Raw genomic sequence first — 22,220 nt, 5'->3', positions numbered from 1 at the left:
AACAATGTAGCAATCCCGTGCACGGAGCACGCGGACCTACCAAGTTTTTGACTTTTAAATTTTTTGAGTTATGTGGAGTTTAATATTATATTTTCTATTCGGAATCGGTCAACCATCCAATGGACAACAAGGTAATCAAGGTCATCAAAATGGTCAAACTACAGTGACACCTTATGGAGACATTCCGGGAGAAACTGAAACACCTCGTCCTCCAAAAGGATAAAAAAATAGCATTTTATAATTAAAAGGTAGCCAACGGCTACCTTTTTTTATTTATTATTTTATTACCTCAAAATTGTCAATATATTAGAAAGAAATTAGCCAGATTTGAAATATCTATATTTATACTGTATTAGCATTTTTATGCTTTCTTGCACCGGTCACGACAAGATTAAGGGAAGTAAGGTGAACAATCCAGACTTTGATAAAGCCTATTTGTACATTGATGAAGGTAAAGCTGATAGCTCCTTTTTCTTTTTTGATAAAGCAAGACAGGTATTCTTGGATAATAAAGACAGTCTTGGGGTAGCGAAATGTCTTGTTAATATGGCAATTACACTAAAAGATCAAAGCGATTATTTTGGTGCCCAGGAGACGGCTCTTCAGGCAGTTTCATATATGACCCCTCATGACACTAAGCATCATATTTACCTCAGTACAAATTACAATAATTTAGGTGTTGCCAGTGCTGCTCTTAATCAGTATAAACCTGCGTTATCTTTTTACGAACTAGCGCTCAAATTTTCCACTGATTCTGTTAATACATTTATCTATCAAAATAATATAGCTATTTGCTATCAAAACCTTCGGGACTATAGCAAAGCAATTCAACTATATGAAACTCTTCTCAGAAAGAATAATTCTAGTTCTAAACGCTTTGCGCTTATACTATCAAACTTGGCTCGCACAAAGTGGTTGGAAAATAAAAACTATAATGCCGAAAGAGAGTTGTTAAAAGCTTTATCAATTAGAGATCGGGAAAAAGATCTGGTTGGTCTTAATGCGAGCTATGCACATCTAAGCGATTATTATGAAGACAAAAGCCCAGCTTTGGCTTTACACTATGCGAACAAGATGTATGAAGTTTCGAAAAAAATTAAACGTGCCGATAACGAGGTGAATGCAATGGCAAGGCTTATTGAACTGACCCCGTCAGGATTAGCAAAAAATTATTTTAAAACTTACCAGCATCTCTCTGACAGCATCCAACTTGCCCGCGCCGCGGCCAAAAATCAATTCGCCCTGATCCGCTATGAAGTCGAAAAAAACAAAGCCGAAAATCTACGGTTAGAAAAAGAAAATACAGAAAAGCAAAATAGGCTTATCCGTCAACGTGCCATTACAGGTGCAAGCATCTTTTTACTCTTGTTGGCAGTGGGAGGTGGTACCCTATGGTACAAGCGCCGCAAGCAACGGCTTGAACTAGAAGCAGAGAATAAGGTCAAAGAAACCCAACTTCACCTTTCTAAGAAGATACATGATGTTGTGGCCAATGGTATCTATCGCGTGATGACCGAAATCGAATATAAAGAGGATATCGATCGGGAAGGAATGCTCGATAAACTGGAGCATATGTACAATCAGTCACGTGATATTTCACATGATGTCGAACAGAAGACCATTACCGAAATTCCCTATAGTGAACAGATTGCCGAATTGCTCAAATCATTCGCTGCTGACCACCGTCGTGTATTCATTGCCGGAAACGAGACTAAGCTGTGGACTAACGTCAACAAGCGAGTCAAAGACGAGATCAAGCATGTGCTTCAGGAATTGATGGTCAATATGAAAAAACATAGCCAGGCCGATCAGGTCGTGATACGGTTCGAAACATCAGGACAGCAACTGAAAATCGTGTATAAAGATAACGGCATTGGCATGCCACAGGAAAAAACTCAAGGAAAAGGTCTGTCCAATACGGTTTCCCGTATTGAAAGCCTCGGCGGTGAAATTATCTTTGTCAGTGAACTGGGAAAAGGACTCAGCGTTACGACCAATATCCCACTAGTATAAAAGATAATATGTATGTTTAAAAAAGTACTCATTGCCGAAGACCATGATACAGAAAATGTTGCGGTGCAAATAACACTTCGCGATCTTGGTGTGCACAATCCAAAGTATGTTTATTATTGCGACCATGCGCTCACCTGGATCAAAAATGCCATCCGTGATGGCGAACCTTATGATTTGCTCATTACGGATATCGAATTTGAGGATGACGGTAATTTCCAGGAGATCAAGGACGGTCTAGCTTTGATCAAAGCTGTTAAAGATATACAGCCAGATATCAAAACCATTATCTTCACTGGTAAGGATAGATCAATTGCGATCAATGAAATGTTTAAGTCCAGTCAGATCGATGGCCATGTTATCAAAGCTCGCCGTGGTGGACAGCATCTTCGCGAAGCGATCCAAGCCGTTTATCAGAATAGGATCTATCAGTCTCCGAATACAAAAAAAATTATCCAGGAGCAAAATTCACATGAGTTTACCCAATTGGATTTGCACATCATTAAGCTATTATATGAGGGGATTGCTCAAAAAGACATGCCCCAATATCTGCAGCAAAGAGACATCAAACCATCCAGTCTAAGTAGCATCGAGAAACGGCTCAATCTGATGAAAGATATATTGGGTTTCACCAAAAATGAGCAGTTGGTCGCTTATTGCAAGGAGATGGAATTGATATAAATCTATTTTTACGGGAAACCGTATGAAAGGACCGTTTTAAGACATTAATTTTATGAAGACAGGCAGTTACAGGTTTGTAGACTAAAGTATTTTATACATTCAAGATACTAATTGCTATATATTAACAAGTTTTATGAAGAGAAAAGGCTATCAGAGGATAGCCTTTCTTATTTATTGTCGTTTGAGGTTTTAGACTCCAGATGAATCCAAGTCTAACGCTTAAATATGTTTAATCAGCCTTATTCGAAAATGTATTGATTGAATTTAGGCCATAATAAGCAATCCCGTTATCTGGATATTCTTTTAGAATCTGTTCATAAAGTGCCTTTGCTTTTTCGGCCTCCATTGTCTGTGAATAACAAAATGCAATATTACAGAGTGCCATTTCCCGATAGCACATTTTTGAAGCACTTAATAATATCACTGCACGGTATTTGTCGATCCACTTGTTTTTTGTAAAGAAATCAACACTTTGCTTAAAGTGTTCTGTAGCCGTTTTAAAATCTTTTTGTTTTATCGCTTTCATCCCTTTTTTATGGCTTATCGGTATTGTCTGCTGCAATACAATTGATAACAGGGCAAAGAGAACAGCACCGATAAAAATCCCATGCTTTGGAATGAAAAATCCAAAGATGGCTAAGAATATTATCCATATGAAGATGATAATCGCGACTGCTGGCCAGGATACTTGTCGAACGATTGGAACATTTGCACTCATTTTATCAGAATCTAATTTCAGTTGTCATGTGGTATTAAATATACTGAATGAAATCATAAAATAGACTTCCTTTTCTTCTTTAAGTGGTTGCATCCCATGTATTGTCTAAATTTTTATTTCTCACATATTTTTTTAAGGTCTACGGTTTCCCGTAAAATATGCTCTCTAAAACAGACTAGTTTTGTTCACAAGGAGATGATAACCTGACAAGTCGAAAGGTAGAAGTAGAGTTTGGCAGACATTCTTGTCAAAAGTTGAATAAAACTTGAATGGTGTATTAGGCTCAATATATAAAGCTTTTTATTAACTGATAAATATGGCTATTAACCTACAAAAAGGACAACGGATTGAAGTTGGACTTACAAAGATTACCATAGGATTGGGGTGGGATCCTAATGAAGGAACAGGGAGTGATTTCGACTTAGATGCATCCGCATTTATGATTGATCAATTCAAACAGATACCAGCTGAACCTTTCTTTATTTTTTATGGAAACACAGATTCCCCAGATGGCGCACTTCATCATACAGGCGATGATCCAACCGGTGGAAATAGTGCCGATGGAGATGATGAAAGTATTCAAGTTGATTTATCAAAGGTCGATTCCGCCATTATGGAAATATCCTTTGTCGTTACTATCCATGATGCGATTGCTCGTAGACAGAACTATGGACAGGTAAGAAATTCCTACATACGAATCGTAGATGATAGCAATGGACAAGAAGTTGCGAAATACGAATTAGGAGAAGATTTTTCTCTTGAAACTGCCGTTGAGTTCGGGCGTCTTTATCGTCGCAATGATAGCTGGAAATTTGAAGCTTCTGGTATGGGCTATAAAGAAGATCTAGCCTTCTTCCTGTCAAAATATTATAAAGGACAAATTATAAAATAATATAAATTATGGCTATTAACCTAGAGAAAATCACCCTTGAAAAGAAAGGTGACTCGCATTTTATTGACTTATCAAAAAAAGGTAATCCAATTACACAGGAGATCAATATCAATTTGAATTGGTCAAAAGGAACAAAAAAGGGAATATTTGGAAGTTTATTCAGTAAGGATATCGACCTGGATCTGGGATGTTTCTATGAGTTGAATAACGGAGAGAAAACTGTTATCGATGGTCTTCAGTTTTCCGGTGGCAAGGGAGGGACCAAGGATCGTTTGACCCGGCAAGGACGTTATGTGGCTGAACCCTGGATATGGCATACTGGTGATGATAGAGGGAGCAGCTCTGGTTCCGGCGAAAATATCATTGTAAATCCGGCTGGACTCAAGGACCTGAAACGGATGGTTATCTACTGTTTCATTTACGAAGGGGCAGCACGTTGGCAAGAAACAAATGGTGTTGTCACTGTAAAGGTCCCTGGTAATGCGGAAATAGAAGTACAGATGGGAGCACAATCCAGTCACAGCAAATTCTGTGCGATTGCTGAAATACTCTTTTCTCAAAATTCAATCACTGTCAGAAAGCTGGTGACTTTCCATAATTCGCATGGAGACTGTGACAAGGCTTACCGATGGGGAATGCAATGGACGGCCGGATCAAAATAGGAAATCATTATGGTTATTGATACGTCATTATTTGAACACTATTCTTTTGATCTATGGCTTACACTCATCAAATCAAATCCTCATTTCAAACAAAAGAGAAATATGTTGCTACGGGATTTCTTTTGCGTCGATAAAAAGATCGGGGATATAGGTAAAGTCGTCCGGCATTACGATATTTTGAGTAATCAGATCAGTGAGATAACAGGAAAACATATAGATCGTGAGTTTATCTACTGTTTGATTTTAAGTGAATTAGGGGTTGATCTCGATACAGATCTCAAAGAGCGTTTGACGGAATTCACGAGGGAAGTCGATATTCTTTTTTGGGAATATAAGCCTGTTCTCTTGAATGATAATCAGAAAAGCGTATTCGAAACAATAGTTTCCAAGGGGAAGACCCTAAGTCTTTTAAGCAATACTGCATTTCTAGACGGTACCGTGTTACGTCGGGTACTCGAATATTATGAGCTATCGGATTTCTTCTCTTTTCAACTTTATTCAGATGAAATAGGGGTTTCCAAGCCAAATAATACAGCTTTTGAACTTGTTTTCCAAAAAATAAGACAACAGCGAACGATCAAGAAAAAAGATATTGTCCATATAGGTGATAATCAAAAAGCAGATTATCATGGCGCTATCAATTATGGTTTTAACGCAATATTAATCCAATAAATTATGATGTACAGATATAGCTTACATCATGTTGAACATCAGCATGTATGTCCTTTTTCAGAAATGGAATACAGTCGCTTTAAGTTTGGAGAGACGATTTATGCCGAGAAGTTTGCAAAAGAACTGTGCATGGGTTTTTTGGCAAAGCATAAGAATTTGATTCTCGAACAAGAAGAGATTATTTTACTGCCTAGTCCATATAACTCCATTCCGACAGCATCCAATTTTTTATGTTCCTATTTCAAACGGGAGTTAAATAGATTTTTGTTTCAGCATGGCAAGGCCGCATGCAAAGAAAGTAAGATCCATCGCAAACAGACTTATGTGGAGGACTATGGAAATATGGACTCTGAACAACGCTTGAAACTTATTGCAAACGATACCTATCATTTGGATCGGGATTTTATAGCAGATAGGTTCTGTATTTTTTTAGATGATATCAAAATCACTGGAAGCCACGAACTGACAGTTGAAAAAATACTAAAAGATCATAACGTGCAGGGGACTTTTTTCTTTGTCTATTATGCTGAGCTCGTCAACCAGTCTATCCATCCCAATATTGAGAATAAGTACAATTACTTTGATGTCAAATCACCGGGCGACCTTGTACGGATTATTAACAGTAGTAGTTTTCACTTCAATACACGCTTGGTTAAATATTTACTCTTGTTAAATGAAGTAGATTTTTTCCAGGTCGTCAATCAAATCCCGGTAGAAAAAAGCTGTGAATTGTTCGATCTAGCAATTAGCAATAACTACCATACTATAGTGCATTACCAACAGAATATTATAAAACTAAAACAACATAAATCATGGCAATCAATTTACAAAAAGGGCAAAGAGAGAACATCAATGCACCCAAATTTACAATCGGCCTAGGGTGGGACACCAATAGTTCTTCCACAGGAAGCGCCTTTGACTTGGACGCTTCGGTATTTATTCTTGGAGAAGACAAAAAGATCCTTTCAGATCAACATTTTATTTTTTACAACAACCTAAAATCTCCAAATGAGGCAGTAGTTCATACTGGTGACAATCTTACGGGAGATGGGGATGGAGACGACGAACAAATCATCGTAGATCTAGCGAAGATCGAAGATACAGCGACAGAAATATGCATCGTCATTACCATTCACGATGCAATATCGCGAGGTCAGAACTTTGGGCAAGTACGCAATTCCTTTATGCGTATTCTCGACACTGTTTCCAATGAGGAACTATTGAAATACGAATTGGAAGAGGATTTCTCCATAGAGACTGCTGTCGAGTTTGGCCGTATTTATAAACGGAATGGTGAGTGGAAATTTGAAGCTGTGGGTATGGGCATGAAAGGTGGGTTGGAAGATTATTTAAAGAAATACAATTAAGAAATGGGAATTAATCTTCAAAAAGGGCAACGTATCAACCTTCAAAAGGGTAATGGTACAGTATTGCAAAATGTTTGTGTAGGTGTGAACTGGGGAGCTATTGAAAGGAAAAATTGGCTCGGCGGAACAGAGAAAGAAGCGGTAGATCTAGACGCCAGTTGTATTCTTTTCGATGAAGCTAAAAATAATGTTGATGTTGTGTACTTCGGGAGTTTACGATCTAGAGATGGAGCCATTAGTCACAGTGGCGACGATTTGACGGGAGACATGGATGGCGATGATGGCTTGGATAATGAAATCATTACGGTTGATTTTTCTAAGCTTAATAGTCAAGTAACTCATGTCGCGTTTGTGCTCAACAGTTATCGTGGACATGATTTCGGGACTATTCCTTTTGCCTCTATCCGGATTTATGAGGGTACACCTTCCCGGGTCAATGAAGTATTTGCGACCTACAATATTGCTAAAGGTGAGGGCTTTTCTGGGCACGTCTCCATGGTATTGGGCGTATTTTATAAACGCAATGGTGAATGGAAATTTAATGCCATTGGAGAACCAACTAAAGACCGTAAGTTGGAAGAGACTATTAAAACCGTTCAGCAAAAATTTTTATAGCCATGAGAAGACTTCCCGTATATCTATTATTGGATACTTCTGGCTCAATGACCGGAGAACCAATTGAAGCCGTTAAAAACGGTGTACAGATGATGATGCATTCCCTACGTCAAAATCCTCAAGCGATCGAGACCGCTTTTGTCAGTATTATCACTTTTGACTCTGACGCTAGGCAGATTGTACCCTTGACCGATTTGGCATCCTTCCAGATGGTTGATATTAAAGCCTCTGGTGTGACTTCCTTGGGAGCAGCCTTGGCCTTACTTGCTGATAAACTGGAAACAGAGGTAACCACGACCACACTGGAACAGAAAGGTGACTGGAAGCCACTGATTTTCGTTATGACCGACGGTATCCCGACGGATAATTGGCAGCAAGGGTATAGCAAACTAAAGGCTGTTAATAAAGGGTTGATTGTCGGTTGTGCAGCAGGACAGGGGGCTGATGATGCTATTTTAAGACAAATTACTAATTCTGTAGTACGTCTTGACAGTGCAGATTCAGAAAGCATCTCAAAATTCTTTCAATGGGTAACGGCTTCCATATCCACTACGTCGACCAAAGTTGAGGAATCAGGCAAAGAGGTAACTGGATTGGATCAGCTACCACCACCGCCATCGGAGTTAGTTATAGTAGCTTAGTTATGAACAGACGATTATTAGCCTACTTTCTGCTCGACACCTCAGGATCTATGCGTGGTGAGCCCATACAAGCATTGAATAATGGCTTTAATGGGCTCATTAATATGCTCCGTACGGATCCACAGGCGATGGATTCCTTGCATATCAGTGTCATTACCTTTGATCGTGAAGTTCATAATCTAGTTCCTTTGACCGACTTGGCAAGCTTTCAGCCAGTAGAAATACATTGCCCCGAAAGTGGCCCCACTCATACAGGAGAGGCACTCGAAATGCTGCTTAAAATGATAGACAATGAACTGGTCAAGGGATCGACCGAACGAAAGGGAGACTGGAAGCCTTTGCTCTTTGTTTTCACCGATGGAAAGCCATCCGATATTCAGAAATATCGGATGTGCATTCCCAAAATCAAAGCAATGGATTTTGGAATTATTGTTGGTTGTGCAGCTGGTCCTAAAGCCGAAGTTTCTTTTTTAAAGGAGCTGACGGATGAAGTTGTCAAATTGGATACCACCGATAGTAATACATTGACAACCTTCTTTCGATGGGTGAGTTCATCAATTGAAATGGGCAGTAAATCTCAAGGTACTGGCGAAATTATGACACTTCCACCTCCACCGAACGAATTGAATATTATCATTTAAAACTTTGAATTAATCATGAGAAGGTTACCTGTATATTTCTTGATAGATGTATCTGAATCTATGGTCGGCGAACCTATAGAACAAGTACAAGATGGTATTGGTACCGTCATTCAGACACTCAAAACTGATCCTTTTGCACTCGAAACTGTATGGATATCCATCATTGGCTTTGCCGGTAAAAGCAAGGTCATTACACCCTTACAGGATGTGATCACTTTTTATCCGCCAAAATTGCCCATTGGTAGTGGAACCTCGCTGTCCAGTGGATTGACAGAACTGATGCGCTCCATTGATAACGAGTTAATGCCGACGACCTATGAACGAAAAGGTGATTGGAAACCCATTATATTTTTGTTTACGGACGGTGTACCGACAGATGATACAGAAGAAGCCATCAAAAAGTGGAATACAGTATACCAACGCAAAGCAAATCTAATCGCGATCTCAATAGGAGATAATACCAACTATGGATTACTGGAGCAACTGACCCCACATGTGTTGCGTTTTAATAATAGCGGTGCGCAGTCATACAAAGAGTTTTTTAAATGGGTGACAGCTTCCATCAAAGCGACAAGTGAGCAAGTGACCAATAGTAATACTGATACAATAAATTTAGCGAAAAGCACTCCTGAGGCGATTGAGAAAGTTGATACAGTTAGAATGCGTCAGATTGTGGATGATAATTTTGTCGTGGTTAATGCAAAATGTTCAAATACCGATAAGTCATATCTGATCAAATTTAGGCGTGATATAGAAGATTCAGGTATCATGGACTTATCTACCCGAGTTTATCGTGTACAAGGAGCTTATAAAATAGATGAAAACGCCTATCGTGATTATTCTGGACTTGACAATTCTAACTTGAAGGTATCAACCGACGAGCTGTATGGTAATCCCAATTGTCCTTGTTGCGGTAACCAATTTGGTCTCGCCAGCTGCTCCTGTGGTGGAATACATTGTATCAAAGGTGATGGCGAAAATACATGCCCTTGGTGTGGCAATATTGGCTTTTATGGTGCCTCAGGTGGCGGATTTGATATTAATAGAACTTTAGGTTAATCGTGGAAACAATTTTAAAACAACTGCTGGACGAATTTAACGTAGAGCAGAACAAGGTCGTTGATAATACGCTGGCCAAACTGATGCACAATGCGAAGATCAATGCATTAGCAAGGGATATTAATTCATTAAAACAGCAAATAATAGCGATATTTCAAATGTATAGAGAGAAGGAAGAATTTAAAGAAGCGCAACTGGTCATTACTAATGCTAATGCGAAAAAACACTATGCGTATAGTTTTGACCTAGCTCAATTTCCCAATATTCGCATCCAACAGATCAAAAATCTGGATAAAGTTGGTTTAACCTTTGATCCGGAGACTTCAAGTATCTGTGGAGTGCCAAACATGGCACTTACGATGGATTTGCACTTGGTTTTTATTAATACTCTAGAAGAAAATCCAACGGAAGACATTAAGATCATCCCATTTATTGTCAATGCTGATCCTAAGGACCTTTGGCTGAATAAACCGAGCAATCAAAATGATCTATACGCCAAGGTGGACAGTGATAAATATGCTGGAGCCTTTCTCGACAAGCGGATAGTTGTTGCCTCACAAAGAGGACGCTCGCATGCACACGAAGGTTCTTTTCGTGATGATCATTTTTATGTGTCTGCACTGCCTGAAGCTTGGGCCGTCGTGGCCGTTGCGGACGGAGCTGGTTCGGCTAAATTTTCCCGGCAAGGATCTAAAATAGCTACAGAATATCTTGTTAAAACTTTCGATAACGAGGTTCTTCTACACGAATTAAACGATTTATGCTTGGCTTACTATACTACCGCACCCGCTGAAGCAGTTCCGCCTGCACCAAAAGATGATCAACCTGTTTCCGCGGCCACAACAAATATTGTCAATGAGCCAATTGAAGAGGTTGTTAAAGCCGAAACTGCTGAAGAATGCCTGCTCAAGGTCAAATCTTCGATCATCAATATCCTTTACAAATCTGTTCGCGATGTACATGCAAAGCTAGTGGAGTTTGCTAAACAGGAAGATATTCTATTGAAAGATCTCAACACCACATTGATTTTTGCGCTTGTCAAAAAATTTGATTTTGGCTACGTGGTCCTGACATTTGGTGTCGGTGATTGCCCGATCAATGTTGTTATTGGCGATCTACAGGAAGTACATTTACTCAATCTGCTCGATATCGGTGAGTTTGGTGGGGGAACCCGTTTTATTACTATGCCAGAGATTTTCAGTCACAGTGATATGCCATTACGATTTGCGATCAATAGATTTGATGATTTTTCAAAATTGATGTTGATGACAGATGGGATCTATGATGCCAAATTTATTACAGAAAACAAACTCGAAGATAAAGAAAGATGGAATACCTTTCTACAAGATCTTGGTGGGCAAAATGAAGACGGTGCAAAAGTAGATTTTCTGACAGATGAACATATTAAGGATCAGTTATTGACCTGGCTTGACTTCTGGAGTAAAGGTAACCACGACGATAGAACACTAGCCATAATCTATTAACAGATGAAGACGATAACTATAAAATCCATTATTGATCCGTCTCGGACTTACAAGTATATAGATGACGGCAGTCCCAAACAAGGTGGTGTTAAGGATGTCTATTTCGCACCCAATAGAAAGTACGTGGTTGCTTTTTTTCGAAACACCCTTGACTTCAATCAGCGGGATCGGATAAAGCGTATTGTCACTTTATATTTAGACAATATTAAGAATGGTAGTGCAGGTGATTATTTCTTGCAGGAAATCTACCGCTGGCCTTATGATGCGGTAGAACAGGATGGCAAGACAGGCGTCATTGTACCTATCTATGATACCAAATTTTTCTTTGCAAAGGGTTATGGTGCCAATTCGATGATAAAAGGGGGGGAGAAAGTTGGAAAGTGGTTTACTGCACCATCCTTTCGTCATCAACAATATCCGCTCGCCTTGGATAAGTCCGAATTAGGCGATTGGCTAAGTTATTTTCAAATTGCTATTAATATTTGTCGGGGCGTCAAGAAAATGCATCAAATGGGTCTTGCTCATTCAGATCTATCCTATAATAATGTGCTTATTGATCCTGTTAGTAAGTCTGCCAATATCATTGATTTGGATGGTTTGGTTGTCCCCGGATTGTACCCTCCTGAGGTGATTGGTACAGCCGATTTTATTGCCCCAGAGGTATTAAAGACCAAACACCTTAAACTTAATGATCCCGATCGGGTACTGCCTAATCAGAAGACAGATCTCCATGCCCTGGCAGTGCTGATTTATATGTATCTGTTGCGACGGCACCCACTGCGGGGTGGTAAGATTTGGGATCTTGATGCCGAAAAAGATGAACTAATGGCGATGGGAGAAAAAGCTCTGTTTGTTGAGCATCCTACTGATCAAATGAATGCTGTTAAGACCGATCAGCTGAGAAAATGGGAATCCTTCTGGGGAAATCCTAATAAGCTTTCCTACACCAAAACGGGACCTTATCTGGCCGATCTGTTTAAACGGGCTTTTATCGATGGCCTGCACAACCCTATGTTGCGTCCCATTGCCAACGAGTGGGAGACTGCATTATTGAAAACAGTAGACCTTATTCAGCCGTGCAATAATCCACAATGTGATGAGAAGTGGTACGTATTTGACAATTCTACCAAACCTATCTGTCCATTCTGCGGTACAGCGCACAAAGGAAGCCTTCCCGTCATCGATCTCTATTTTAAATTTAAAGATACTGTATGGAAACCCGAAGGACATCGGCTAATGGTCTATCACAATCAATATCTTTTCAAATGGCATGTATCCCGTAAAGTAATACGGAATGAAAGCCTTACCGCTGAGGATAAGAAACCAGTTGGGTATTTCACCTATTACCAAAATAAATGGATGCTAGTCAACCAAAACCTGCAGGGGATGAAGGATCTGACTGAGCAAAAAGATGTACCAATTAATTCAATGGTTGAATTGACTGACGGCAAAAAGATTCTACTGTCCAATGAGGAGTGTGGAAGGTCATTATTTATCACGCTAACTAATCAATAATTTATAAAAATGGAACAAAGTATTTTACAATTACATCCCGGTCTAATCTGGGGATTTGGGTTGACAGTCATTATTATGTTGTTACTGGATTTGGGTGTTTTCAACAAAAAGAGCCATATTGTTTCTTCCAAAGAAGCGACTATATGGACAGTGGTTTGGATTTCGTTGGCAATGATTTTCTCCGGTGTTGTCTATTATGTATTCAATCAGGATGCTGGAGGGCATGCCACTGCAATAGAAAAGTTTACCCAGTTTCAGGCAGCTTACTGGATTGAAAAGGCTTTGTCAGTAGATAATTTATTTGTGTTTATCTTGGTGTTTTCTTACTTCAAAGTGCCACGGGAATTACATCACAAAGTACTGTTTTGGGGTATTTTGGGTGCGTTACTCTTTCGGGCGATCTTCATCTTTGCAGGCGTAGGCCTAATTAATTTGACATATCTTAATCCGATACTGGATTTCTTTGGTGTGACCGCTCTACCTTGGAATATCAATCTTGTGTTGACAGCCTTTGGTTTGTTTCTAATTTTTGCAGGGATCAAATCTTGGGGAAGTGGAGATGACGATGAAGATGAGGATTTTAGCGAAACAGCAGGTGCGCGATTGGTGAAGAAATTCTGGAAGGTATCTGATAATTATGATCAAGGAAAGTTTTTTACTGTTCAGAACGGGACGAAACTTGCAACCCCGCTTTTGGTTGTTGTTGCCGTAATTGAATTTACAGACGTGTTATTTGCGGTCGACTCTATCCCTGCTATTTTTGCTATTTCGAAGGATCCTTTTATTCTTTACACATCCAACATCTTTGCCATACTTGGACTTCGGTCACTCTATTTTCTACTGTCCAATTTTATCCATATGTTCAGCAAACTTCCTTACGGGCTCTCGGTAATCTTAACGTTCATTGGTGTCAAAATGATCATCTCGCCTTGGTATCATATCCCTTCACCAGTTTCTTTGGGCATTGTAGGGGGAATTCTTATTTTATCTGTTTTGGTATCCATACTATTTCCTGAAAAGGAAGCAGATGAAAAGATCTCGGCATAATGAAAAAGCTAGCCAGAGTCAGAAAAAGATGGCAAATACTGGTTGCCATCTTTTTCATATTACCTTTATTTATTAATTGCGGAAGTGAACAGCCGACTGAGGTCACTCAACAACATTTTATTAGTGCCTCTAGGGAAGGGAAGTCTACTGCTCCACTTCAGGAGGAAATGATCAACCGGTGGCAACAAAAAGAAGTTTATGTTACGAAGGTCATTGATGGCGACACTTTTTGGGTTAATAATGGTAGTGAAAAATTTAAGGTCAGATTTATAGGAATTGATGCACCAGAGACGCGCAATTCCCGCGGTAAATTAAAGGGACCTTATGCGAAGGAAGCAAAAGAATATGTGCAAAAACTAACCGAAAATAAGTGGGTGAAGCTCGAACTTGATGTTCAGAAAAAGGACAGATATAGACGGATGCTGGCCTACATCTATTTGCTGGATGGTACTTTTCTGAATGCTGATTTAGTGAAAGGCGGATTTGCAGTTGTAGATACCTATCCTCCCAATGTAAAACATACAGCCCTTTTTGTGAAGCTTCAGCATGAGGCTAGAGAAAGTAAGAAGGGTGTATGGGCTTATTAAAGTAAAATGTGTCACTACGGGAAACCGTAAAATAAGATGCGCTGATCCGATTATTTTTGATGTATTATGAAATTGATAAGCCTATTATTTATTATCCTCTTGCGGTTTGATGGTACCACAGCTTCGCTAGTGAAAGAAAGTTCAGATAAGAATACAGTATACGTTTGTGGTAGTGGCAAAGGGAAGCGATATCACCTCAATGAAAACTGTAGAGGATTAAAGTCGTGCAGTGCCAAAACCATCAAGACAACACGGGAGCAAGCACAAAAAGAAGGTAAAACCCTTTGCGGTTGGGAAGATTAAAGAAACCACTTATTGCTAACAAAACTATTTTATTATGGATTTTAAAGATGAGATTCGTCAATTTGCCAAGCGCGTTGACCGACTTTTACCACAGATCAAAACAGAGGAAGCCACAAAGACATCCTTAGTGATGCCGTTTTTGAAGATATTGGGATACGATGTGTTTGACCCCTTTGAGGTGCAACCAGAGTTTATTGCCGATATCGGTATCAAGAAAGGGGAGAAGGTTGACTATGCGATATTACGTGAAGACAAACCTGTTATCTTAATCGAATGCAAACATTATGCGGACGGGCTTGATCCACACAATTCACAATTGTTCCGTTATTTCCATACCACAGAAGCTAAATTTGGTTTGCTGACGAACGGCGTAGAATACCGCTTTTACACCGATCTGGTTACACCGAATAAGATGGATGAAAAACCATTTTTCGAGTTCAAGATTATGGATATCAAAGACAATGAAGTATCCGAATTACGCAAATTCCACAAAACAGAATTTGATCTCGAAAGCATTTCCAGCGTTGCGAGCGAATTAAAGTACTTTAACGAGTTGACTATTTTAGCAATGGGCGAGATGCAAAACCCAAGCGACGATTTCGTTCGTTTTTTTGCGAAGCAAGCCTATCCAAGCGTTGTTACAGCAAAGGTTTTGGAACAGTTTACACCTTTGGTCAAACGCGTTTTTACACAGATTGTCAATGATCAAATTGCAGAGCGCCTTAAGAGTGCACTTAAAAAAGAAACTGAAGCCGAAGAAAAGAATACTACTATAGCTCCAGTAGAACCTGAGGCACTGATTGTCACAACTGAAGAAGAGATTGAAGGTTACTTAATTATTAAATCTATTTTACGCAAGGAGATCGAAGTGGGACGTGTATTTATGCGTGATAATCAATCCTATTGTGGTATCCTGCTGGATGATAACAATCGCAAACCAATTTGTCGTTTTTATTTTACGCCCAATAGACTTCGTATCGGTTTGTTTGACAAAGATAAAAAGGAAGCTAAATATGATCTGGACTCACTGGATGATATCTACAAATACTCTGAGCAGATCGTGGAAACCGTCATTAACTATTAATCAGGTGTGTTATGAAAAAGTATCTATTGTTATTTCTTATTTCATTTTTATCTATGGCCTGTAAAAAAGCTGAATCGGAATACGATACATATGGTTATGAAACAGAATGTGATGAATGTGACATTAACTATGTTGATGATCTAGGGGCTACGGTGTATGTGAATGGTCATAAAGGAACATGGAAGAAAGATTTTCCACGCTCGGTATTCACAGAGATGAAAGTGACCGTCACTGCGCGACAATCGAATTCGAATACTGTGTCTGCTCATATTATAAAAGACGGTAAGCGGCTAGTTTCGAAGTCAGGCAATTCCAGTGTTACTGTTAGACACATCGTAAAAAGTTCGGGATCAACTAAACCTGTTTCGAGCATCTGTGGTGCTCCAACCCAAAAAGGAGGACCGTGTCAGCGAAAAGTGTCAGGTGGGGGAAGGTGCTGGCAGCATAAATAAAGATTCAGGACTGAATAAAGGTTGTTCAATAAAGCCTTATTGAACAACCTTTAAAAAAAAGCCAATTACCTACATTCGGAGAGGTTTAACAGATTATTGTTTACAGTGTATATGACTTTCTCAGTTATCTTCGGCTTTTTGTATTGATTTAGTTCGCAAAAATACAGATAGGTATGCTTTTTAAGTTCCATCCCTAAACTATTTACAACAACCTCTCCGCGATCTCCGCCTCGCCAACCACTACACCGCCTTTCAGGTACATCATCCGCTCACCACTTTTATAATCCGTGATTATGTCAAAGTGACCATTACAGGTTCTCATGCGTGAAAGCAATGCTTTCCTACCTGCCCTAAAGCCTTCATGTTTAGTTACGTCAAATACATATTTAGAGCAGCTATGCCTAAATATACACTTACGTCTTCTTTCCGGTGGGATGATCAACCAATACAACCGGATCGCGGTCAATAGGAGAGACTTCATGGCCTTGAAAATACCACCATCTGTCTTGCCGTCGTATATCCAGGTTTATTATTAAAGCAACCATTTTCGGCATGTACATAAGTTGTCACGCTTTCTAGTCTCACATAGTTCCATCCTCCTGATGCACCCTGATTAATCAAGGTTTCTAATTGTTCTGCTACTTGATCCGATGTGCCTGTCCTTGGGTTTATCGATGCTACAAAAGGTACTACTTTGTATTCCATAATATCAGTATTTGATTGGGTTAATGATTTAATTAAAGCTATGTAATAAAGTATTGAAAAATGTGTTTTGAGTTTTATTGCAATCCATTTTACAATATTGTCAATTTTAAGAATAAAAAATTACAGATTATTACGGCTTCCCGTAAAAGTTATGCCTGTGCACCAGGTGGCTAGCTACTGTATTAAAGAACATGTCAAGATGAGGAATGCTTTTGCATTTTATCTGACCTCTGGAGACTGGCTTTTACGAACCAAGATCAGTATTTTTAATACACTGAGTTTTGCCAATGAGCAGTTTTACGATCCTATCAAAGGCACTTTGCAGTTTGATGTGTCCGATCTGGTGCTGATTAAGCCCAGCGGGCGAAATCAGGTCCGCTTGCAAAGGCTGAAAAACAAATTGGATAAGCAAGAGATCGATGGCATCAAAAGATCGATTTTGGCCATTGGCGATGCTCCGGTTGTCTTAGGTGACTGGCAACAATCGGTGTATTTTTTGTAGAGCGGAGGATCTCGGCGAGTCAATTCAGATAACATGATATCAATATGAGTTTTTTACATCCATTTCTCTAAAATCAGGAATAACGGTATTATGCTTGTTTTTCGAAAAGACTTACTTGTTTATATATTTCTTTATTATCGGCGAAAAACGCCGATAATATAAGTTTTGTTAAATAAATCAGTTTATGTATATTTGATTTATCGGCGTTTTTCGCCGATAAATTTAAATAGTTTAAACATGAATATGTATTCTCAGAGAAGGAAAGATGTGTTAAAATTAGTGCCGGAGGGAGCTTTGGTTACCAGATCTTGGCTACAGCAGAATGATCTCACAGGTCATGCGATCGATAATTTATTGAAGAGTCGACTATTGGAAACTGTGAAAAATGGAGTATATAAACGTGAAGGGGCAGAAGTGGAATGGGGGGATATTGTCTATTTCCTGCAGAAACAGCTAGATACAGATCTAACCATTGGAGGCCTATCGGCTTTAGAACTTCAGAAACTGACCCATTATCTCCCGATGTCTAATCAACGCTTGATTCATTTATATGGCCGGGATAATCTTCCCATATGGATAAATAACCTTACAACAGGGATCAAATTTCTTAAGCATAGTTCTGGCTATTTATTTGGTAATAGTTTTGAAGATGAAAGGGCGCTAGCATTACTTGAGTTTACTAGAGCTTTCAGTTGGAAAAATACAAAGGAAGGCTTACGTATATCCATTCCTGAAAGAGCTATTTTGGAAGTGATGAATCAAGTTCCCCAAAATATATCATTTGAACATGCGGATGAATTAATGCAAGGATTAAATACGCTTTCTCCTAGGACACTCCAAAGATTATTGGAACTGTGCACAAATATCAAAGTTCGCAGGCTTTTCTTTTACCTTGCCGAGCGTCAAAATCATACCTGGTTTACAAAACTTCAATCTGAGAAAATAGATTTTGGATCTGGTAATCGTGTGATCGTCACAGGTGGGAAACTAAATAAGAAATATAAAATAACTGTTCCTGATTTTTATGAGTAAGAAAGAAGAATATGCCGAGCAGGTCCGTTTATTGATCCGATTGTTACCTATAATCGATAAAGAAGACTGTTTTGCACTTAAAGGCGGTACGGCTATTAATTTGTTTTATAGAGATTTGCCAAGGCTTTCCGTAGACATCGATTTGTTGTATCTGCCAATGGAGGATCGCGACGCCTCTCTTGAAAATATCAGAGCTGCATTAGCGAGAATAACAGATTCCATAAAGAAATCGATTGCAGGTGCCCAAGTTCAAAATACAACACTACAACAGGATAATTCATTACGAATAATAGTTTCACTTAATGATGTTCGTGTTAAAATAGAACTATCTCCTGTTATACGTGGAAGCCTTTTCCCAGCTGTCAGAATGGAAGTGCGACCGCAGGTTGAAAAAGAATTTGGTTATGCTGAAATGCTAGTTGCATCACACCCAGATCTGTATGCTGGTAAACTTTGCGCTGCCCTAGATCGTCAACATCCCCGTGATTTGTTTGATGTAAAACAGTTATACGAAAATGAAGGATTAACGGAAGAATTACGAAAAACATTTCTTGTATTTTTAATAAGTCATTTTCGACCGATGGCAGAACTGCTTAATCCAAACCGAAAAGATATCTCAGGTATATATGAAATGGAGTTTGCGCAAATGGCAGAAATTGAAGTTTCTTTAGAGGAGCTACTTTCTGTACGGGAGAAACTGATTGCAGATATCAACAAGGAGATGACTGATAGTGAACGTAAATTTTTACTCTCTGTCAAAAATAAGACACCTGATTGGGCACTCTTAGGATTGGACGCAGCTTTAGTCTCGGAACTTCCTTCAGTGAAATGGAGATTAATCAATTTAAATAAAATGTCAGAGAATAAACACGTGACCGCTTACAAAAATCTAGAAGCTGTCCTATATCCTTAAAGTCAAGCTGAATAGGAGAGATGTGGCTTTTTTACGTCAAAAGGGCCTAATTCTCATCAGACCCTTTCTGTTAGCGTTTATTTGTACAGTAATTTTTATGTTTCCTATCGTTTCCTCTTTTTTGTTTCGTCATCCAATGCTTTTAAAGACTATTGGATTTTCACTGTACGACGCCAATTTTTATGCTGAACCTTTCTTTCGAAAGGTAGCTTGTAGCCGGTTTGTATTGTAAGAACAACAGTCAATTTGAAATAGTTTTATTGGAGTAATTTTTTTGATAACTTGATATGACGGCAGCTGTCTCAATAAAGTATTTTAAAAGTACATAGCATTTCAACCGTAGGATTACTTTTATATTAAAAATCGTTATATCGTTACGCCAAAAGACAAAAGGGCAGAAGAGTTATTGGATTTTAATGAAGCCGGAGATCATGATTTGATCCAGTTAGTTCTCTCAGAGTCGCAATTTTATCAATTAGATGCTTTTGGTGTATTTTCAGATTTGAATAATATGCTAGGCTGTTTAATAGATGATTTTGAAGACGATGCTATTACGAATAAGCAACAGCTGGAGGAAGGGTTAAAATATTTAAAAAATGTAAGGTTAAAAGATGATCGTATTCAGGAGCTTATGGAAGAAATTATTTGCCTGTTTGAAGAAGCTGTGAAAAGGCAAACTGGCGTTTATTTTTTCTTTTAATAGGAACTTGGTTATTTTTAAATTGCTAAAATAAAATTCACCTCCCCATTCCCGCCATTCACCGAGTTTTCCTGTCTGTTGGTCTAAAGTCCATAGGCCAAGGGCGTATTGTGTCGTAGTTTTGAGTCAACAAATAAGAACAATACTACTAACACAATAAATAAAGACATTATGAACTCATTAGTAAAAACATTCGCAGCAGCAGCGTTAATTGCAGTATCCACTTTCGTTATGGCCGCTGAAGGCCCAGGCTCCAAATCAGCAAAAGTAAACGTTAACCTTTCTACAGCAGACTTCGCTCTTGAACATTACGTTGCGGTAACTACCGAAGGCGAGTCGGCAGGTGTGGAACAGTTGTTCGCTGCTGATTTCAACCAAAAGATCCAAACTTCCAATGCACAATCTCATAGCCGTGAGGCAGTGGTTAAATCTCTGAAAAAACAAAAAGGTGAGCGTTTGAATTGTGCAGTAAGCACCGATATCATCGAAGAGACCGCAGACTATATGATGGCTAAAGTGACCTTGAAATTTGAGAGCTTCACCAAGACTGACCTAGTTACCTTGGAGCGCGAAGGCAACAACTGGAAAGTCTCCAAATCAATCAATTCGTATAAATAGTATCTAATTAACTAGTGATCTGCTAAGATCGGTGTAAGGCAGATCACTAGTGAATCATATGTTTATTTAAGGCCACGTCGCGAGATTTGGCTTTTATTTTTTCGTATTATTGTGAGTTGATAGATATGCCAACGAAAATGAGTGTATATAAATAGTTAGAATGAAAAAAAACACATCACTATGGATTATTGCAAAGTTTTCTTTGCTTATAGTTTCTTTTTATACACTTATGGATCTTATTAGTGGGAAAATTAAGTAGTCTGAAATTCTATCACATTCGCTGGATCTTATAACACGACTTTTTATTAGTTTTTTTATAATGTCAATTATATATTTTATAATCGTTAAAGTATTCCGAATAAAATTGTGATAGAATATGAATAGAAGAGGTCAAATTTTTGAAAAAAATATGTAGATTTTTTCAAATGAACTCGATGTATATGAGCTTTACCTCAAAAGTTGGGTGAAGATAAAAATTCGTTACGGTGATGAGCCCGATATTTTATATAAAGTCATTATACAATTTGAAAATTAGTAAGAGGAACAAACGCTTATGAAACTGACACTATGCAAAAGAAAAAAATTAGATGTTTAATAAAGTATCAAAGTGTTGCGCTAGGTGTCTACAATTATAAAGTTTTTTTACCATTAAAAAGCGGCTGGAGTAATAATAGCTTGGTTACTTGTACAAATTGTGGGGAGTTGTTCGTAATTGATTGGGAAAATCCAGAAACGGAAAATCTTAGTGTAAAACAAATTGCTGGTTCAACTTTATGTCCAACCTGTAATGTTGTTTTATCTATGTATTTGGCAGATTATCCCACTACAATAAGAATTTCAGAAAATCAATTTGTTAGCTTCAATGATGAAGTTATTTCCAATCAAGATGAAGGATCGGAAATTGTAGAATTTTATGAATTAAGGCCTTTACAAAAGGGCTTAAACTAATGAATAAGCAATGTGTAAATAAAAAGCTAACAAATCAAAATGGAAGATGCCAATCCCGATAACCATTGAAAAATGAACTTACCGATGTGTGCCCTTTTGCTTGCTGATAAGCATGGACATGATGTCAAGCAGATCGTGGAGGACAAGATGAAACTCAACAACGAAAAATACCCACTCGAAAAAGCTAATTTAATTAAATAAAGTGCAATATGTTAGATGAGAAAAAGTTAAGAGATGCTATCTTGGCAATCCACGATTTAATTATACGTGCTAGAATTGGAGTTGCTAACTTAGTCGGCAGATCAAGTTAAGAACAATAAAATATCTTAATTTTGAAATAATGATTAAAGTCCGTAAAAAGTACGATCGCAT

The 22,220-nt window shown here is 38.5% G+C and carries 29 protein-coding genes; 26 read left to right on the top strand and 3 right to left on the bottom strand.

Annotated elements, in window-relative coordinates:
* The first annotated feature begins 70 nt into the window (after nucleotides 1–70).
* The 3 genes from D7322_RS28660 (at nucleotide 71) to D7322_RS26680 (ending at nucleotide 2,691) form a co-directional block, all read left to right on the top strand.
* A complete protein-coding gene (locus tag D7322_RS28660; RefSeq protein ID WP_183078860.1) occupies nucleotides 71–223 on the top strand; it encodes a hypothetical protein in 153 nt (50 codons plus the stop codon).
* Between the two features lie 140 nt (nucleotides 224–363).
* A complete protein-coding gene (locus D7322_RS26685; RefSeq protein WP_121127222.1) occupies nucleotides 364–2,013 on the top strand; it encodes a tetratricopeptide repeat-containing sensor histidine kinase in 1,650 nt (549 codons plus the stop codon).
* A 12-nt stretch (nucleotides 2,014–2,025) separates the two neighbouring features.
* Nucleotides 2,026–2,691 carry a response regulator gene (locus D7322_RS26680; RefSeq protein WP_121127221.1) on the top strand — a complete coding sequence of 222 codons (666 nt, stop codon included), beginning with the start codon at nucleotides 2,026–2,028 and terminating at the stop codon, nucleotides 2,689–2,691.
* A gap of 229 nt (nucleotides 2,692–2,920) precedes the next feature.
* On the opposite strand, the gene D7322_RS26675 is transcribed toward D7322_RS26680, so the two are convergent.
* A complete protein-coding gene (locus tag D7322_RS26675; RefSeq protein ID WP_121127220.1) occupies nucleotides 2,921–3,409 on the bottom strand; it encodes a tetratricopeptide repeat protein in 489 nt (162 codons plus the stop codon).
* A gap of 316 nt (nucleotides 3,410–3,725) precedes the next feature.
* Here D7322_RS26675 and D7322_RS26670 point away from each other — a divergent pair, with 316 nt between their 5' ends.
* From D7322_RS26670 to D7322_RS26595, 16 genes are all read left to right on the top strand, one after another.
* Nucleotides 3,726–4,301 carry a TerD family protein gene (locus D7322_RS26670; RefSeq protein ID WP_121127219.1) on the top strand — a complete coding sequence of 192 codons (576 nt, stop codon included), beginning with the start codon at nucleotides 3,726–3,728 and terminating at the stop codon, nucleotides 4,299–4,301.
* An 8-nt stretch (nucleotides 4,302–4,309) separates the two neighbouring features.
* Nucleotides 4,310–4,963, top strand: coding sequence for a stress protein (locus D7322_RS26665; RefSeq protein ID WP_121127218.1), 654 nt, complete (start codon nucleotides 4,310–4,312; stop codon nucleotides 4,961–4,963).
* 9 nt (nucleotides 4,964–4,972) lie between these two features.
* Nucleotides 4,973–5,635 carry an HAD family hydrolase gene (locus D7322_RS26660; protein ID WP_121127217.1) on the top strand — a complete coding sequence of 221 codons (663 nt, stop codon included), beginning with the start codon at nucleotides 4,973–4,975 and terminating at the stop codon, nucleotides 5,633–5,635.
* Between the two features lie 3 nt (nucleotides 5,636–5,638).
* On the top strand, nucleotides 5,639–6,514 hold the full coding sequence (locus D7322_RS26655) for a phosphoribosyltransferase family protein (RefSeq protein WP_121127216.1): 876 nt from the start codon (nucleotides 5,639–5,641) through the stop codon (nucleotides 6,512–6,514).
* Complete coding sequence (locus D7322_RS26650; protein ID WP_121127215.1) at nucleotides 6,448–7,002, top strand: TerD family protein; 555 nt, start codon at nucleotides 6,448–6,450, stop codon at nucleotides 7,000–7,002. Before D7322_RS26655 ends, D7322_RS26650 begins: the two co-directional genes overlap by 67 nt.
* A gap of 3 nt (nucleotides 7,003–7,005) precedes the next feature.
* On the top strand, nucleotides 7,006–7,617 hold the full coding sequence (locus tag D7322_RS26645; protein WP_075991484.1) for a TerD family protein: 612 nt from the start codon (nucleotides 7,006–7,008) through the stop codon (nucleotides 7,615–7,617).
* 2 nt (nucleotides 7,618–7,619) lie between these two features.
* The gene (locus D7322_RS26640) at nucleotides 7,620–8,258 is read left to right on the top strand and encodes a vWA domain-containing protein (RefSeq protein WP_075991485.1); all 639 of its coding nucleotides are present in this window, start codon (nucleotides 7,620–7,622) and stop codon (nucleotides 8,256–8,258) included.
* 2 nt (nucleotides 8,259–8,260) lie between these two features.
* Entirely contained in the window at nucleotides 8,261–8,899 is a 639-nt protein-coding gene (locus D7322_RS26635) for a vWA domain-containing protein (protein ID WP_121127214.1), read from the top strand.
* Nucleotides 8,900–8,914: 15 nt separating this feature from the next.
* Complete coding sequence (locus D7322_RS26630) at nucleotides 8,915–9,958, top strand: TerY-C metal binding domain-containing protein (RefSeq protein ID WP_121127213.1); 1,044 nt, start codon at nucleotides 8,915–8,917, stop codon at nucleotides 9,956–9,958.
* A gap of 2 nt (nucleotides 9,959–9,960) precedes the next feature.
* On the top strand, nucleotides 9,961–11,442 hold the full coding sequence (locus D7322_RS26625) for a PP2C family serine/threonine-protein phosphatase (protein WP_220700185.1): 1,482 nt from the start codon (nucleotides 9,961–9,963) through the stop codon (nucleotides 11,440–11,442).
* A gap of 3 nt (nucleotides 11,443–11,445) precedes the next feature.
* Entirely contained in the window at nucleotides 11,446–12,957 is a 1,512-nt protein-coding gene (locus D7322_RS26620) for a helix-hairpin-helix domain-containing protein (protein ID WP_121127212.1), read from the top strand.
* A 9-nt stretch (nucleotides 12,958–12,966) separates the two neighbouring features.
* On the top strand, nucleotides 12,967–14,004 hold the full coding sequence (locus D7322_RS26615) for a TerC/Alx family metal homeostasis membrane protein (protein ID WP_075991490.1): 1,038 nt from the start codon (nucleotides 12,967–12,969) through the stop codon (nucleotides 14,002–14,004).
* The gene (locus tag D7322_RS26610; protein WP_220700184.1) at nucleotides 14,004–14,591 is read left to right on the top strand and encodes a thermonuclease family protein; all 588 of its coding nucleotides are present in this window, start codon (nucleotides 14,004–14,006) and stop codon (nucleotides 14,589–14,591) included. The genes D7322_RS26615 and D7322_RS26610 overlap by 1 nt, the downstream gene beginning before the upstream one ends.
* 66 nt (nucleotides 14,592–14,657) lie before the next feature.
* Nucleotides 14,658–14,894 carry a hypothetical protein gene (locus D7322_RS26605; RefSeq protein WP_121127211.1) on the top strand — a complete coding sequence of 79 codons (237 nt, stop codon included), beginning with the start codon at nucleotides 14,658–14,660 and terminating at the stop codon, nucleotides 14,892–14,894.
* Between the two features lie 34 nt (nucleotides 14,895–14,928).
* The gene (locus D7322_RS26600; protein ID WP_121127210.1) at nucleotides 14,929–15,978 is read left to right on the top strand and encodes a type I restriction endonuclease; all 1,050 of its coding nucleotides are present in this window, start codon (nucleotides 14,929–14,931) and stop codon (nucleotides 15,976–15,978) included.
* 11 nt (nucleotides 15,979–15,989) lie between these two features.
* Nucleotides 15,990–16,430 (top strand): hypothetical protein, encoded by a 441-nt coding sequence (locus D7322_RS26595; protein ID WP_147430553.1) that lies wholly within the window; start codon nucleotides 15,990–15,992, stop codon nucleotides 16,428–16,430.
* A gap of 202 nt (nucleotides 16,431–16,632) precedes the next feature.
* Here the strand turns inward: D7322_RS26595 and yidD are convergent, their stop codons facing one another.
* Together yidD and D7322_RS26585 are read right to left on the bottom strand one after the other, a co-directional pair.
* The gene (yidD, locus tag D7322_RS26590) at nucleotides 16,633–16,911 is read right to left on the bottom strand and encodes a membrane protein insertion efficiency factor YidD (RefSeq protein ID WP_120335546.1); all 279 of its coding nucleotides are present in this window, start codon (nucleotides 16,909–16,911) and stop codon (nucleotides 16,633–16,635) included.
* On the bottom strand, nucleotides 16,908–17,135 hold the full coding sequence (locus tag D7322_RS26585) for a hypothetical protein (protein WP_120335547.1): 228 nt from the start codon (nucleotides 17,133–17,135) through the stop codon (nucleotides 16,908–16,910). The genes yidD and D7322_RS26585 overlap by 4 nt, the downstream gene beginning before the upstream one ends.
* Before the next feature lie 199 nt (nucleotides 17,136–17,334).
* Here D7322_RS26585 and D7322_RS26580 point away from each other — a divergent pair, with 199 nt between their 5' ends.
* From D7322_RS26580 to D7322_RS29160, 7 genes are all read left to right on the top strand, one after another.
* Nucleotides 17,335–17,637, top strand: a complete 303-nt coding sequence (locus tag D7322_RS26580; protein ID WP_147430552.1) for a hypothetical protein — start codon at nucleotides 17,335–17,337, stop codon at nucleotides 17,635–17,637.
* Nucleotides 17,638–17,874: 237 nt separating this feature from the next.
* A complete protein-coding gene (locus tag D7322_RS26575) occupies nucleotides 17,875–18,669 on the top strand; it encodes a type IV toxin-antitoxin system AbiEi family antitoxin (RefSeq protein ID WP_121127207.1) in 795 nt (264 codons plus the stop codon).
* The gene (locus D7322_RS26570) at nucleotides 18,662–19,582 is read left to right on the top strand and encodes a nucleotidyl transferase AbiEii/AbiGii toxin family protein (protein WP_121127206.1); all 921 of its coding nucleotides are present in this window, start codon (nucleotides 18,662–18,664) and stop codon (nucleotides 19,580–19,582) included. The genes D7322_RS26575 and D7322_RS26570 overlap by 8 nt, the downstream gene beginning before the upstream one ends.
* Before the next feature lie 406 nt (nucleotides 19,583–19,988).
* The gene (locus D7322_RS26565; protein WP_121127205.1) at nucleotides 19,989–20,282 is read left to right on the top strand and encodes a hypothetical protein; all 294 of its coding nucleotides are present in this window, start codon (nucleotides 19,989–19,991) and stop codon (nucleotides 20,280–20,282) included.
* A gap of 171 nt (nucleotides 20,283–20,453) precedes the next feature.
* Complete coding sequence (locus D7322_RS26560) at nucleotides 20,454–20,900, top strand: nuclear transport factor 2 family protein (protein WP_121127204.1); 447 nt, start codon at nucleotides 20,454–20,456, stop codon at nucleotides 20,898–20,900.
* 567 nt (nucleotides 20,901–21,467) lie between these two features.
* On the top strand, nucleotides 21,468–21,848 hold the full coding sequence (locus D7322_RS26555) for a hypothetical protein (protein WP_121127203.1): 381 nt from the start codon (nucleotides 21,468–21,470) through the stop codon (nucleotides 21,846–21,848).
* A gap of 72 nt (nucleotides 21,849–21,920) precedes the next feature.
* Nucleotides 21,921–22,049 carry a hypothetical protein gene (locus D7322_RS29160; RefSeq protein ID WP_262707671.1) on the top strand — a complete coding sequence of 43 codons (129 nt, stop codon included), beginning with the start codon at nucleotides 21,921–21,923 and terminating at the stop codon, nucleotides 22,047–22,049.
* Nucleotides 22,050–22,220: the final 171 nt, after the last annotated feature.

It is taken from the genome of Sphingobacterium puteale, assembly GCF_003627955.1.
Lineage (GTDB): Bacteria > Bacteroidota > Bacteroidia > Sphingobacteriales > Sphingobacteriaceae > Sphingobacterium > Sphingobacterium puteale.
Note: the sequence above shows the minus strand (reverse complement) of the source record. Positions and strands in the feature narration are given on the sequence as shown.